The organism is Xenophilus sp. Marseille-Q4582, from assembly GCF_916700565.1.
Lineage (GTDB): Bacteria > Pseudomonadota > Gammaproteobacteria > Burkholderiales > Burkholderiaceae_C > Xenophilus.
Genome location: NZ_CAKAKO010000004.1, coordinates 182,677 through 196,154 on the forward strand (window position 1 = coordinate 182,677; position 13,478 = coordinate 196,154).

A 13,478-nucleotide genomic window follows, 5' to 3' on the forward strand; every position below is an offset into this window, starting at 1 on the left:
TCGCAGGGGGGACCGCCCGCGGCGCACCGCATGCGACGTGCTGCACTGGACAATGACCTGCTCTGTCGCTTCCCGTTCGCGTCTGCCCCATGCACACCACCGCCCTCGTCCTTTTCTCCGGCGGCCAGGACTCCACCACCTGCCTGGCCCATGCGCTGTCGCGCTATGCGCGCGTGGAAACGCTGGGCTTCGACTACGGGCAGCGCCACCGCGTGGAGCTGGAGGCGCGGCTGACGGTGCTGGCGCAGCTGCGCGCGCAGTTTCCGCAATGGGCACCGCGGCTGGGCGAGGACCATGTGCTCGACCTCGACGTGCTGGCGCAGATCGGAGGGTCGTCGCTGACGGAAGACATGGCCTTCCAGATGCAGGCGGACGGCCTGCCCAACACCTTCGTGCCGGCGCGCAACCTGCTCTTTCTCACGCTCGCCGGCGCGCTGGCCTACCGCCGCGGGCTGCAGGTGATCGTCACAGGCGTGTGCGAAACCGACTATTCCGGCTACCCGGACTGCCGCGACGACACCATGAAGGCGATGCAGCTCGCGCTCTCGCTGGGGCTGGAGCGCCGGTTGCTGATCGAGACGCCGCTGATGTGGATCGACAAGGCCGGCACCTGGCACCTGGCGCGGCAATTGGGCGGCACGCCGCTGGTGGATCTGATCGTCGAGCACACGCACACCTGCTACCTGGGCGACCGGGCGCACCGGCATGACTGGGGTTTCGGTTGCGGCAGCTGCCCGGCCTGCGAGCTGCGTGCGCGCGGCTGGGAGGCCTATGCCGGAACGGCCGGCGAAGCGGGGGCCGCCGGCGGTGGACGGCGCGCCTGAGGCGCGCAGGCCAGGCGCGCCGTCTCAGCGCGCCAGGTCGCCTGCTTCGGCCGTGAAGCTGGTTTCGAGGCTGTAGTCGCGTTCCACGCGCGCGATGCGCACCCGGTAGTCGGCGTACCACTGGCTGCGGCCCGTCTGCTGGGCCAGCAGGTGTTCGCTGTGCGCCTTCCAGGCGCGGATGGATTCCAGGTCGCGCCAGTAGCTCACGGTGATCCCCACGCCCTCGCGGGCCGATTCGGCGCCGAGGTAGCCCGGCTGCTGCGCCGCAAGAGCGGCCATGCGCTCGGCCATGGCGGCGTAGCCCTGGTCGCCCTCGGTGCGCAGCGAAGTGAAGATGACGGCGTAGTAGGGCGGCTCGGGCGTGGCGGCGATCATGCGGGGGCTTGCGGGTTCACGTCGCGCTGAACGATGCGAAAGCGCGCGGCGCCGGCATTCTCGGCGTCTTCGGCGGCGCCCGTCGGCTGCAGCGTCCAGCGTCGCCGGTGGTGCGCCAGCAGGGTGGAGCGGTGGGCGATGGACACGATGGCGCCACGCGCCTGCTTCACCTGCGCCACCAGCCGGTCGTAGAGCGTGGCCTCGGCGTCCTCGTCCAGGGCGCTGGTGGCCTCGTCGGCCAACACCCAGGCCGGCTTCTTGAGCAGCACGCGCGCGATCGACAGCCGCTGCTGTTCGCCGCCCGAGAGCTTGTGGCCCCAGGCGTCCTCGCGGTCCAGCTGGTCGGCCAATTGCGGCAGCAGCGCGTCTTCCAGCGCCTGGCGCAGCTGCGCGTCGTCGTAGTTCGCGGCGCTGTCGGGGTAGGCCAGCGCGTCGCGCAGGCGGCCGTCGGGGAAGTAGGGCCGCTGCGGGATGAACATCGTCTGCGGCGGCATCTGCACCTGCCCGCGGGCATGCGGCCAGATGCCTGCCAGGGTGCGCAACAGGCTGGACTTGCCGCTGCCCGAGGGGCCGTGCACGAGCACCGTGTCGCCGGGCGCCACCCGCAGGGCGGTGTCGTCGATCAGCGTGCGGCCATCGGGCAGGCCGATGTGCAGGGCCTGCGCGGCGATGGCATTGTCGGCGGGCGCGCGCACCAGGGCCGGGTTGGGCCGCGAATGCGCGACCACGGCCTGCTCGAAGCCGGTCAGGCGATCGGTGGTGGCCTTCCACACGGCCAAGGTCATGTAGTTGTCGACCAGCCACGACAGCGACTCCTGCACGCGGCCGAAGGCCGAGTTGATCTGCATGAGCTGGCCCAGCTGGATGGCGCCGCTGAAGAAGCGCGGCGCCGCCACGATCAGCGGGAAGATGATGGCGGCCTGGCCGAAGAAGCTGCTGAACCAGGTCAGCTGCTTCTGGTTGCGGATCAGCTTCAGGTAGTTGCTCATCACGTCGGCGAAGCGCAGGTCCAGCTGCCGGCGTTCCACGCGCTCGCCGCCGTCGAGCGCGATGGCCTCGGTGTACTCGCGCACGCGGATCATGTGGTGGCGGAAGTTGGCTTCCAGCATCTGCTGCTGGAAGTTGAGCTGCACCTGCGGCTTGCCGATCCAGTGCGCGATGGCGCTGCCCACCGCGCAGTACAGCACCGCGGCCCAGACCATGTAGCCCACGATGTTCAGCGTGCCGCCGCCCAGCGCCTGCGGCAGCGGCACGGGGAGCGAGCCGCTGAGCGTCCACAGGATGCCGACGAAGCTCAGCAGCGTGACCACCGCGTTGAGCAGGCCCATGGACAGCGTGACGCTGTAGCTGGTGAAGAGGTTCAGGTCCTCCTGGATGCGCTGGTCGGGGTTGTCGGCCACGCCCTCGCTGGCGTCGGTGAAGCGCGCCAGTTCCATGCGGTAGAAGGCCTTGTGCGCCAGCCAGCGCGAGAGGTAGTGGTCGGTCATCCACACGCGCCAGCGCAACTGCAGGATCTGCGTGAGGTAGAACTTGTAGACCGCGATCACGATGTAGATCAGCGCCAGCCAGCAGAACCTGACGATCTGCTGCCAGAACACGGGCTGGTTCTTCTCCTGCAGCGCGTCGTAGAACACGCGGTACCACTCGTTGATCTGAACCAGCATGTACACCGCGCCGAGGTTGAGCAGCACGATGGCCAGCAGCAGGCCGCGGGCGCGCCATTTCTGGTCGGAGTTGAAGTAGGGCGCGGCCAGCGCACCGATGCGGCGCACCGTGGACCAGAGGGAGGGCTTGGAGACGTCGTGGGGCATGGGCTGGCTTGGATCGTGGGAGGGACCGCCTGGCACACGGCTTCGCACCGCGGCCAGGCGATGCTAGCCGCCAGCGAGACCGCGTGCTTAACAGGCCGTTGAAAAAATGCTCATCGAACGCGCCAGGGTCGTGGATTTCGAAGAAACGGATCGCCCAAACTGGCCTGCGCAGCGATTGGAGCGGCCATTTCGGCCTGTTTGCAGGCCGTTTTGCCCGTTCCGGGCGCACGTATCCCATGGTTCACGCATGATGCGCGTCCCACCAGCCGCCCAGACTGCCCATGCGCACCAGGTTGTAGGTGGCAAAGCACAGCAGCGCCTGGCCCGCGAGCTTGGCCTGACCGATCAATTTGGTCTTGGCCAGACCACCCACTGTCTTGATCCAGCCAAAGGCCTCCTCGATGCGCTTGCGCACTTTGAGGCTGGTCTTGTAGCCCTCGTGGCGCCGGATGCGGCCATCGACCGCCGAGTGCTTGTCCTTGGCCGCCACGTGTGGCGTGACTTTGAGCTTTCGGCAGCCCTTGATGAAGGCCTGGCTGTCGTAACCTTTGTCGGCCCCGACCGTGGCCCGCTTGTTCTTGTTTCCCCGGCGTTTGAGCATCGCCAGCGCCGCCTCGCGCTCGGCGGTGCCACTGGCATGTGTGATCTCCACATCCACGATCAGCCCGTTGCGGTTCTCCATGAGGATGTGCCCCATGTGGCACAGGCGAGATTTGTCGCCCGCGCTCTTCTTGAACAGCCGGGCATCGGCATCGGTGGTGCTGGCGTGGGTGTCGTTGCAGCGCTCCTGCCCTTTGAAGTTCACCTCGGGGTTGCGTCCGGGTGGCGTGCCGCTGTCGTCGTCTTTGCGTTTGAAACTCTTGTGCGAGGCCCAGGCCTCAATCAGCGTGCGGTCCACGCTGAAGTGTGCGTCGCGGGCAAGCCGGCCCCACTGGGCGCTGAGCTTGACGCGCTCGAAGAAGGCGCGCGCCAGGTCTTCGTTGAAGAGGCGTTCGCGGTTGGCGCTGAAGGTGGAGTGGTCCCAGACCTTGTCTTCAATGTTCAGGCCCACGAACCAGCGGTACAGCAGGTTGTAGTTGACCGCCTCGACCAGCTGGCGTTCGCTGCGGATGGAGAACAGGATTTGCAGCAGCAAGGCCTTGAGCAGCATCTCCGGCGGCACCGAGGGGCGGCCACGGCGGGCGTACACCGCTTCGAACTCGCTGTTCATGCTCGACAGCAGCGCATCCACCACGGCGCGCAACTTGCGCAGCGGGTGTGCCGCTGGCACTCTTTCTTCAAGGCTGATGTAGCTAAACATCGCCCCCTGGAAGTCTTGGTTGCCTCTCATCTTTCTTGTCGCAGTTGTTCCGGGATGGCTTCAGATCGTAGCGGCCGACGCGGACGCTCGCAGGGGATTTTTCAACGGCCTGTTAAGCGGAACTGAAGAGGTTCATGCAAGGAACGCGCAAGCGGCGTACCGCCACCGGCACGCGCGCCGGGCTCGGTCCGCCAGTGATCTGGCGCCTGCCGGCCCGGCAGGTCAGCGCGCCTCGTTGCTCACGCCGATGGCCACGTGGCCGGCCGGCACGTGCCGCGCCGCCGAGGCCACGTGGCCGGTCTGGTCGTCGAAGAAGAAATCGGGCTCGAATTCGCGCAGGAAGCCGCCCTTGTCCAGCCCGGCCAGGAACATCGCCTCATCGACCCGGATGTTCCAGCTCATCAGGGTCTGGATGGCGCGGCGGTGGGCTGGCGCGCCGCGCGCCGTGACCAGGGCCGTGCGCACCCGCATGCCCGTGCTGGCTGCCTGCTGCAGCCGGTGCAGGGCCATCAGGAAAGGGGCCAGCGGCCCGGCAGCCAGCGGCACGGCCGCCTTGTCCACCTCGTGCGCCTGGAAGGCGGCCAGGCCCTGCGCCTGGTACACGCGCTCGGCCTCGTCGGAGAACAGCACCGCGTCGCCGTCGAAGGCGATGCGCACCTCGTCCGGGTGCTGGTTGCCGGCCAGCGCGGCTTCCACGCTCACGTGCGCGGCCGCAAAGCCGTCGGCCAACGCCTCGCGCACATCCTCTGCGTTGGCCGACAGGAAGATGTCGGCGTTCAGCGGGCGCAGGTAGCGAAAGGGCGGCCGGCCCTGCGTGAACACGCCGCGCTCGATGTGCAGCTCGCCGGCCGCGCCGGAATTGAAGATGCGCATGCCGGAGACCGGATCGTTGCGCGAAAGGATCACCACTTCCACGCGCCGCACGCCGTCCGCGTTGAAGCGCAGCAGCTTGCGCACCAGCGAATAGGCGATGCCCGGGCGCGCCGGCACGTCCAGCCGTTCGAGCTGCAGCCGCATGTAGGCGGCCGGATCGCCGGCGTCGAAGATGCGGTTCTCTTCCTCGAGGTTGAACAGGGCGCGCGAGGAGATCGCGACCACGAGCTTGTCGTCGAGCGTGACGGGCATGGGCGGGCAGGATGAAGGGCCAGCCGGCATTGTGGGCCCGCGCGGCCTGCTGCGCTGAGAAGCGGGTGCGGCCCGCCCGCTACTTCACAAACTGGTTGAGCTGGATGATCGGCAGCAGCACGGCCAGCACGATCATCATCACGATGCCTCCCATGGCCACGATCAGCAATGGCTCCAGGATGGTGGCCATGTGGATGGCGCGGCGCTGCACCTCGGCACCCAGCTGCTGGGCCGCGCGCTGCAGCATGGACGGCAGCTCGCCCGTCTGCTCGCCCAGGCGCGCGAACATGGCGACGATGCCCGGAAAGCGCTTCTTCTGCGCCAGGGCCGAGGCCAGCGGCGCGCCTTCTCGCACCAGCACCAGCGCGTCCAGCGCGTCGGCGCGCATGGCGCGGTTGCTTAGCGTTTCGGCCGCGGCCTGCAGGGCCCGCAGGATGGGCACGCCGGCCGCCGCCAGCATGGCCAGCGTGGCCGCGAAGCGCGCTGCGTTGTAGCCGCGCGAGAGGCGGCCGATCAGCGGCAGGCGCAGCCAGGCGGCGTCGAACTTCTGGCGGAAGGCTTCGCCGGCCAGCAGCATGCGCAGCAGCAGGCTCAGGCCGATCACGCCGCCAAGCAGCAGCCAGCCGTGGTGGCGCACCACGTCGCTGATCGTGAGCATGATCACCGTCAGCATGGGCAGTTCGCGCTTGGTGCCCGCGAACACGTTGGCCACCTGCGGCACCACGTAGCTGACCAGGAAGATCACGATCACGATCGCGATCAGGGTGACGATGGCCGGGTACAGCGTGGCGCCGACCAGCTTCTGCTGCAGCGCCTGGCGCTGCTCCAGGTCATCGGCCAGGCGCTCCAGCACCAGGCCCAGGTTGCCGCCTTGCTCGCCGGCGCCGATCACGGCGGTGTAGATGGCCGAGAACTCGCGCGGGTGCTGGCCCAGCGCGCGCGCGAAGGTGGAGCCGCCATTGACCTCGGCGCGCAGCGCCGCCACCAGCTGGCGCTGGTCCTCGCGCTCGGCCTCCTCGGTCAGGGCCGTCAAGGCGCGCTCCAGCGGCAGGCCGGCACTGACCAGGCCGGCCAACTGCCGCGTCCACACGGCGAGCTCGGTGGCGTTGAACACGCGCCGGCTGAACAGCCCGCGGCGCCGGCCGCCACCGGCCTGGGCCGCGTCGCCGCCGACCGGCTGCACGCTCAGCGGAATCAGCGCCTGCGCACGCAGCAGGCCGCGCGCAGAACGCGCGGTGTCGGCCTCCAGCACGCCCTTGCGGGCGCGGCCTTCGGCGTCCAGCGCCTCGAAGGAATACGCGGGCATCGGGGGCCTACTCGCGCGTCACGCGCAGCAGTTCGGCGCGGGAGGTGATGCCCGCCGCCACCAGCCGCTCGCCGTCCTCGCGCATGGCGCGCAGGCCGCCCTGGCGCGCGGCGGCCAGCAGTTCGCTTTCGGGCGCGCGGTTGTGCACCAGCGCGCGCACGGCGTCGTCGGCGATGAGCATCTCGAAGATGCCGGTGCGGCCCTGGTAGCCGGTCTGGCCGCAGGCCTCGCAGCCCACGGGCGCCACGCCCTGCGCGGTGCCGTGGCTCGTGCCCTGCGGCGAACACACCGGGCACAGCTTGCGCACCAGGCGCTGGGCCAGCACGCCCAGCAGCGAGCTCGACAGCAGGAAGGGCTCCACGCCCATGTCGGTCAGGCGCGTGACGGCGCTCACGGCGTCGTTGGTGTGCAGCGTGGCCAGCACCAAGTGGCCCGTGAGCGAGGCCTGGATGGCGATCTGCGCGGTCTCGTAGTCGCGGATCTCGCCGATCATGATCACGTCCGGGTCCTGGCGCAGGATGGCGCGCAGGGCCTTGGCGAAGGTGAGGTCGATCTTGGCGTTGACCTGCGTCTGGCCCACGCCGTGCAGCTCGTACTCGATGGGGTCTTCCACCGTCATGATGTTGCTGCTGCCGGCGTCCATCTCGCCCAGCGCCGCGTACAGGGTGGTGCTCTTGCCCGAGCCCGTGGGGCCGGTGACCAGGATGATGCCGTGCGGCTGCCCGATCAGGCTGCGAAAGCGCGCCAGCGTGTCGCCGGTCATGCCCACGGCGGGCAGCGTCAGGCGCGTTTCGGACTTGTCCAGCAGGCGCAGCACCGCGCGTTCGCCGTGCGCGCTGGGCAGCGTGGACACGCGCACGTCCACCGCGCGCGTGCCGATGCGCAGGGAGATGCGGCCGTCCTGCGGCAGGCGCTTTTCGGCGATGTCCAGGTCGGCCATGATCTTCAGGCGCGAGATCAGCGCCGCGTGCAGCGCGCGGTTGGGCTGCACCACCTCGCGCAGCGTGCCGTCGACGCGAAAGCGCACGCTGGAAGTGCGCTCGTAGGGCTCGATGTGGATGTCGCTCGCGCCGTCGCGCGCGGCCTGCGTGAGCAGCGCGTTGAGCATGCGGATGATGGGCGCGTCGCCGGCCGATTCCAGCAGGTCTTCCACCGCCGGCAGCTCCTGCATCATGCGCGTGAGGTCGGCGTCGCTCTGCACTTCGCTGACCACGGCGGCGGCGTTCGATTCGCCCTGCGCGTAGGCGGCGCTGATGCGCTGCGCCAGTTCGTGCGCGGGCAGCGTCTGGATCTGCAGCGTGCCTGGGCCCAAGTCGTACTTGCGCAGCACCTCGCTGAGCGCGCTGGCCGCCTGGCGCGCCGCGCCCGCGGGCATCCACAGCGTGGCGCTGCCGTCGTCGCCACGCTCCACCAGCAACTGCTGGCTGCGCGCGAAGGCATAGGGGAGGGGGTGGCGGGCGCTGGACATGTCAGTGCCGCCCGGCCGCCCGAAGGCACTGACGCGCCCCCCCGGGGGGCAGCGATGCGCGAAGCGATGAGCGTGGGGGCTGCATCATCAGGGCAGACGCTGTTGGGTCGACGGGTCGTCGGTCGGCGGCAAGGCGCCGCGCATCGGGTCCCAGTCGCTGGACGGCAGCGCGCGCGCTGCGGGCGCGGGCGGCAGCGGCGGCGGGATCAGGCGCGTGCCTTCGATGCGGCGCGAAGGATCGGGCGTGCGCGTCTCGGGCAGCGCGGGCAGCACGGGGGCGTCGTTGACCGCGCCCAGGATCGCGCTGCTGCGCGGCTGGCTGTTCTGCTGCAGCGCGCGCAGCATGTCGTAGCGGTCGGCCGTGACCGCATCGCCTGAGAGCGAATCGCGCACGATGGTCGGGCGCAGGAAGACCATCAGGTTGTTCTTGCGGCGGCTGCGCGTCTCGCTCTTGAACAGGTTGCCGACCACCGGCACGTCGCCCAGGCCGGGCACCTTCTCCTCGCCGGCCGAATACTCGTCGGTCAGCAGGCCGCCCAGCACGATGAGGCCGCCGTCCTCGACCAGCACGCTCGATTCGATGGCGCGCTTGCTGGTGGTGGGGCCGTTGGGCCGCGTTTCGGTGCCCGGCACCACGGCCGAGACCTCCTGGAACACGGTCATCTTCACGGTGCCGGTCTCGCTGATCTGCGGCCGCACGCGCAGGGTCAGGCCCACGTCCTTGCGCTCCACGGTCTGGAAGGGGTTGACCTGGGCCGTGCCCGCGCCCGTGTTGGTGAACTGGCCGGTCACGAAGGGCACGTTCTGGCCCACGACGATCTTCGCCTCCTCGTTGTCCAGCGTCAGCAGGTTGGGGGTGGAGAGCACGTTGCCCTCGCCGTTGGCGGCCAGGAAGCGGGCGATGAAGCCCAGCCCGTTGCGGCGGTTGCCCGCGGCGATGTTCAAGCCGCTGGACGGCAGCGTGAGGCTCTGCAGGGTGGCGGCCGTCGGGTTGGCGGCCGCGGCCGCGATGCCCAGCGCCAGGTCGAGGATGTTGGCCTGCCCGCCCAGGCTGGAGTTGGTGCCCGCCGCCACTTCGCTGCCCAGCGCGGTCTGCCACTGCACGCCGAACTCGGCGGCCTTGTCGGCGTTCACTTCCACGATCAGGCTTTCGATCAGCACCTGCGCGCGCCGGCTGTCCAGGCGGTCGATCACGGCGCGGATCTGACGGTACTGCGGCTCGGGCGCCGTGATGATCAGCGAGTTGGTGCTCGGGTCGGCCTGGATCTGGCCGCCCACCGAGGGCTGGTTGGCGTTGTTGACCGGCGCCGTGGCGGCGCTGCTCAGACCGCTGGCATTGCTGCCGTTGAACCCCTGCTGTGCCTGCTGCAGGCCCAGGCCCGCCTGCTGCTGGACGTTGCCGAGCGGTGCGCCCGCCGCCGCGCCCGGCTGGCCGCTGGCGTTCAGCGTGCCGGCCGCGATGGCCGCGCGCAGCGTCGCGGCCAGGCGCACGGCGTCGGCGTTCTTCAGGTAGACCACGTAGATGTTGCCCGCCGCGCCGTTGCCGCTGTTGATGGGCGCGCGGTCCAGCTTCTCGATCAGCGAGCGCACCAGCTGCACGCGGGCGGGGTTGGCCGCGCGCACGATGATCGCGTTGCTGCGCGGGTCGGCCAGCAGCGAGGTGCGGAACGACGCGTCGCCGCCCGGGGCCGCGGCCGCGCCGGCCGTCGCGGCGGTTGGCAGGCCGGTGGCGCCGCCGCCTTCCACCAGGCGCTGCACCAGCGGCACCAGGTCGGTCGCTATCGAATGGCGCAGCGGGATCACTTCCACGTCCGACGCATTGGGCACGTCCAGCGCGGCCACGATGCGCGCCAGCCGCCGCAGGTTGTCGGCATAGTCGGTGATCACCAGCGCGTTGTTGCCGGGGCTCACGTTGATGCTGTTGTTGGGCGCGATCAGCGGGCGCAGCACGGGCAGCACGTTGTTGGCCGACTCGTGGTGCAGCTTGAAGACCTGCGTGACGATCTGGTTGCCGCTGGCGGCGCCCGGGCCGGCCGTGGCCGTGGCGACGGTGCCGGTCTGCAGCTTGGCCTCGGCCTCGGGCACGACCTTGTACAGGCCCTCCGACACCACCACCGCGAAGCCCTGCAGCCGCAGGGCGGCGCTGAACTGCTCGAAGGCCACGGCCGGGCTCACCGCGCGTTCGGTGGCCAGGTTGAGGGTGCCTTTGACGCGCGGGTCCACCACCACGTCGCGCCCGGTGATGACGGCCATGGTGCGCGCCACGGCCTCGATGTCGGCATTGGCGAAGTTCAGCGTCACGGGCTCGCCGCGCGCGACCTGGGCCACGCCCGTCGTCGGTGCCGTGAGCAGCAGCAGGGGGGCGACCAAGGCCGCGGCGAGGGCGTTGCGCGAACGCAGGGTTTTCATGACTCAGTCAGCTCAGGTTGATGATCGAGCGCGCACCGTCGCGGCGGCCGATGATGTTCAGGAGATTGGACAGCGCGTCTTCGCTGCCCGCGGCGGCGCTGGCTTCGCCACTGAAACGCATGGAACGGCCGGTCCACAGGCCGCTGCCGGCCAGCTGCAGCGCGCCGCCGGTCGTGGTGAGCAGCAGGCTGGGCGCCGCCCCGCCGGCCAGGGCCAGGCGGTAGCTGCCCATGGGCCGCAGCGTGGACAGGCTGGACGACATGTCGGTGGCGTCCAGCGTGGCCTGGCCCTGGATGGCCAGCCGGTCCGTTTGGAAGCCCAGCACGAAGCCCTGCGTGCGCAGCGTGAGCGTGCCTTCGGGCTTGAGGGTGTTCCAGGGCGCGCCCAGCCCGGTGAGCAGGGTGGCGGGCCATTGCGTGGCGGCATCCTGCCAGGCCAGCTGCATGCCGCCGTCCGCGCCCCGCTGCAGCGCGAAGCCGACCGGCGCCGGTGCGCAGCAGGGCAGGTCGAGCCGGCCCCGCAGGCCATCCAGGCGCGGGCGCAGCTGCCAGCCCAGCCGGCCGGGCAGGGCCATGGCTTCGCCGCCGGGGGCGCCGCTGGCCAGCACCAGGCCCGCGGTGCCCTGCCAGACCGTGCCGCGGGCGTTGATCAGCTGCACCCTGCCGCCGCTGGCCTGCTGCAGGCCCGCGGCCAGCCAGCGGGCCGGTGCCCACAGCAGCGTGGCCAGCAGGATGCCCAGCACGGCGCCGCCCAGGGCCCAGCCCCAGGGCGCGCGCGCAGGGGCCTCTGCGCCGCCGCGCGCTGCGCGCCGGCCCGGCAGGGGCGTGCGGCGCGGCTTCACGGGGCGGGCAGGGCCAGCACCAGGGTGCCGTCCCAGTGGACGAGGGGACTCGCGCCGCCGAGGGCCGGCGCGGCCGCCGGGGCGGCGGGCGCCGCGGGCGTGCCGGGCGCCGCCCCGGCGGCCTCGGGCGTGCGCGGCAGCGTGCGGGAACGGTTGGCCGGCCCGGCGGGAGCGGCGACCGTGGCGGCAGTGGCACCGGCGGGCGCGCCGGCGCTGCGCGTGAGGTGCAGCTCGCGCGGCACCGCGCGCGCATTGGCACGGGCCTGGGCCAGCCAGCCCGCCAGGGCGCCGGCGGGCACGTTGCGCAGCGCCACGCCGACGGCCTCGCCGCCCTGGGCCTGCATCTGGGCCTGGCCGCCCAGGCCGCCCTGGAGGCTGCTTTCGAGTGCGCGCAGGGCCTCCTGCCGCTCGGCGCGCGGCTGCGCCTGCAGCGCGCGCGCCTGGGTCTGCAGGGCGCGCATCTGCTGCAGCTGGGCGTCCAGCCGCGCATGTTCCTGGGGCGCGGCCGCCAGCGTGCGCAGCGCGGGCGCCAGGGCGATCCACCACAGCAGCGCCACGCCCACCACGGCGCCGGCCACGCCCAGCAGCCGCCGCTCCTTCGGCGCCAGGCCGTTCCACCAGCCGCGCAGCCGCGCGGCGCTCGTCGTCGCGAAGCTCATGGTGCGCGGGTCTCCGAGGCTTGCACGAGCAGCAGGTCGCCTTCGCCGCGTGCGTGGTAGCCGCGGGCGGCCAGGGGCGTGGCCAGGGCCGAGAGCTCGCCCGGCGACAGGCCCAGACCGCGCAGCCGCAGCTGGCCGCCGCTGTAGTCGAGGGCCGTGGGCACGCGCCCCGCCGGCAGGCTGCCGGAAAGGGCCGTGAGCATGGGCTCCAGGTCGGCGGCGGTCAGGCCGCCGGTGGCCTGCTGCAGGGCCTGGACTTCGCGCTGCATCTGCAGCGGCGCGTCGATCACCAGCTGCACCTGCGGGAAGGTGGTGCGCAGCGTCTGCGCGACGGCGTCGCGCTTGGCCTGCAGCGACCGGCGCTCCTTCCAGGCCCAGGCGTTCACGCCGATCAGCTGCGTGGCGATGAGCACGCCCGCGCCCCAGCGCGCGGCGCGCCAGCGCGGCGCGCGCCACAGCGTGTGGGCCCAGCCGGCCAGCGTCTTGCCGGCGCGGGCGCGGCCGGTGCGGGCCAGTTCGAACTGCGCCAGGTCCCAGTGCGTGGCCAGCGCCTGCAGCCAGCGCTCGCCCGGCGTCTGCAGCGGCACGGCGCTGCCCAGCAGCTGCTCGGCCCTCTGCGCGACGGCCGGCTCGGCGTGCAAGGTGCTGCCTTCGGGCAGCGGCGGCTGCAGCAGCTCCAGGCCCGCGGCCAGCGGCAGCGTGACCACGCCGCTGGCGTCGCAGCAGGTGATGCGGGCGTCCTCGGGCTGGCCGGTGACATGGAAGGCGGGCGGCGCGTCGGGCGCGCGTGGGGCGAACTCCGGCAGCAGCCGGCCCACGCGGCGGCCGGCGGCTTCCAGCGTCTGGATGGCGTCGCGCAGCCAGGCGAGCTGGCAGGTGGCCACCCAGACGGGCGCGCCCTCGCGCGCGTGCGGCTCCAGCGCGAAGTGCAGCTGGTCGGGCTCGTCGAGCAGCCGCTCCTCCAGCAGGCCGGCCAGCACGCTGCGCAGGCGGGCGCCGGCGTTGAGCGTGCCGCGCGGCAGCGTCACCGTGTGCCACGAGAGCGCCGCGGCCGGCACCACCAGCGTCAGCTCGCCCGGGCCGGGCAGCAGGGCCGGCGCGGCGCGGCCCTGGCCCGTCACCTGCGTGCGTGCGGCATCGCTGCGCGCCCACAGGTGGTCCTCACCCGGCGGCGAGGCGGGAGGGGGCGGCTGGACAAGGATCAGAGACATAGGCAGGGCAGGAAAGGCGCCTGGCCGCGCAGGCCGACGGTCAGCAGGCGCCGAATCCAGGGGGGCGCGCCGAGCGCTTTCCCCTCGACGGGGGCGCCGGGCCGAGGCGATTGTGCGACAGAGTTGTGACAACTGGTCCTGGGCCCGAC

At 71.7% G+C, this 13,478-nt stretch carries 11 protein-coding genes; 1 reads left to right on the forward strand and 10 read right to left on the reverse strand.

The window, feature by feature from the left end; all coding sequences use genetic code 11:
- Positions 1-89 precede the first annotated feature (89 nt).
- A complete protein-coding gene (gene queC / locus LG388_RS16210) occupies positions 90-824 on the forward strand; it encodes a 7-cyano-7-deazaguanine synthase QueC (protein WP_225783774.1) in 735 nt (244 codons plus the stop codon).
- A gap of 24 nt (positions 825-848) precedes the next feature.
- Here queC and LG388_RS16215 read toward each other — a convergent pair whose 3' ends face one another.
- From LG388_RS16215 to gspL, 10 genes are all read right to left on the reverse strand, one after another.
- Positions 849-1,199 (reverse strand): antibiotic biosynthesis monooxygenase, encoded by a 351-nt coding sequence (locus LG388_RS16215; RefSeq protein WP_225783775.1) that lies wholly within the window; start codon positions 1,197-1,199, stop codon positions 849-851.
- Complete coding sequence (locus LG388_RS16220; protein ID WP_225783776.1) at positions 1,196-3,010, reverse strand: ABC transporter ATP-binding protein/permease; 1,815 nt, start codon at positions 3,008-3,010, stop codon at positions 1,196-1,198. The genes LG388_RS16215 and LG388_RS16220 overlap by 4 nt, the downstream gene beginning before the upstream one ends.
- A gap of 241 nt (positions 3,011-3,251) precedes the next feature.
- Positions 3,252-4,340: an IS5 family transposase gene (locus tag LG388_RS16225; RefSeq protein WP_225783777.1), complete on the reverse strand. Its 1,089-nt coding sequence runs from the start codon at positions 4,338-4,340 to the stop codon at positions 3,252-3,254.
- A gap of 192 nt (positions 4,341-4,532) precedes the next feature.
- Positions 4,533-5,435: a 5'-nucleotidase gene (locus tag LG388_RS16230; protein ID WP_225783778.1), complete on the reverse strand. Its 903-nt coding sequence runs from the start codon at positions 5,433-5,435 to the stop codon at positions 4,533-4,535.
- A gap of 79 nt (positions 5,436-5,514) precedes the next feature.
- Positions 5,515-6,741, reverse strand: a complete 1,227-nt coding sequence (gene gspF, locus LG388_RS16235) for a type II secretion system inner membrane protein GspF (RefSeq protein ID WP_225783779.1) — start codon at positions 6,739-6,741, stop codon at positions 5,515-5,517.
- A gap of 7 nt (positions 6,742-6,748) precedes the next feature.
- Positions 6,749-8,209: a type II secretion system ATPase GspE gene (gene gspE / locus LG388_RS16240; RefSeq protein WP_225783780.1), complete on the reverse strand. Its 1,461-nt coding sequence runs from the start codon at positions 8,207-8,209 to the stop codon at positions 6,749-6,751.
- A gap of 87 nt (positions 8,210-8,296) precedes the next feature.
- Positions 8,297-10,618, reverse strand: coding sequence for a type II secretion system secretin GspD (gene gspD / locus LG388_RS16245; protein WP_225783781.1), 2,322 nt, complete (start codon positions 10,616-10,618; stop codon positions 8,297-8,299).
- A 7-nt stretch (positions 10,619-10,625) separates the two neighbouring features.
- Complete coding sequence (gspN, locus tag LG388_RS16250; RefSeq protein ID WP_225783782.1) at positions 10,626-11,459, reverse strand: type II secretion system protein N; 834 nt, start codon at positions 11,457-11,459, stop codon at positions 10,626-10,628.
- Positions 11,456-12,118 (reverse strand): type II secretion system protein GspM, encoded by a 663-nt coding sequence (gene gspM, locus LG388_RS16255; protein WP_225783783.1) that lies wholly within the window; start codon positions 12,116-12,118, stop codon positions 11,456-11,458. Before gspM ends, gspN begins: the two co-directional genes overlap by 4 nt.
- Positions 12,115-13,329 carry a type II secretion system protein GspL gene (gene gspL / locus LG388_RS16260; protein WP_225783784.1) on the reverse strand — a complete coding sequence of 405 codons (1,215 nt, stop codon included), beginning with the start codon at positions 13,327-13,329 and terminating at the stop codon, positions 12,115-12,117. The genes gspM and gspL overlap by 4 nt, the downstream gene beginning before the upstream one ends.
- Positions 13,330-13,478: the final 149 nt, after the last annotated feature.

Bases quoted from the DNA above. Each gene is read 5' to 3' on its own strand.
- queC (WP_225783774.1), top strand. From the start codon at position 90: ATGCACACCACCGCCCTCGTCCTTTTCTCCGGCGGCCAGGACTCCACC.
- LG388_RS16215 (WP_225783775.1), bottom strand. From the start codon at position 1,199: ATGATCGCCGCCACGCCCGAGCCGCCCTACTACGCCGTCATCTTCACT.
- LG388_RS16220 (WP_225783776.1), bottom strand. From the start codon at position 3,010: ATGCCCCACGACGTCTCCAAGCCCTCCCTCTGGTCCACGGTGCGCCGC.
- LG388_RS16225 (WP_225783777.1), bottom strand. From the start codon at position 4,340: ATGAGAGGCAACCAAGACTTCCAGGGGGCGATGTTTAGCTACATCAGC.
- LG388_RS16230 (WP_225783778.1), bottom strand. From the start codon at position 5,435: ATGCCCGTCACGCTCGACGACAAGCTCGTGGTCGCGATCTCCTCGCGC.
- gspF (WP_225783779.1), bottom strand. From the start codon at position 6,741: ATGCCCGCGTATTCCTTCGAGGCGCTGGACGCCGAAGGCCGCGCCCGC.
- gspE (WP_225783780.1), bottom strand. From the start codon at position 8,209: ATGTCCAGCGCCCGCCACCCCCTCCCCTATGCCTTCGCGCGCAGCCAG.
- gspD (WP_225783781.1), bottom strand. From the start codon at position 10,618: ATGAAAACCCTGCGTTCGCGCAACGCCCTCGCCGCGGCCTTGGTCGCC.
- gspM (WP_225783783.1), bottom strand. From the start codon at position 12,118: ATGAGCTTCGCGACGACGAGCGCCGCGCGGCTGCGCGGCTGGTGGAAC.
- gspL (WP_225783784.1), bottom strand. From the start codon at position 13,329: ATGTCTCTGATCCTTGTCCAGCCGCCCCCTCCCGCCTCGCCGCCGGGT.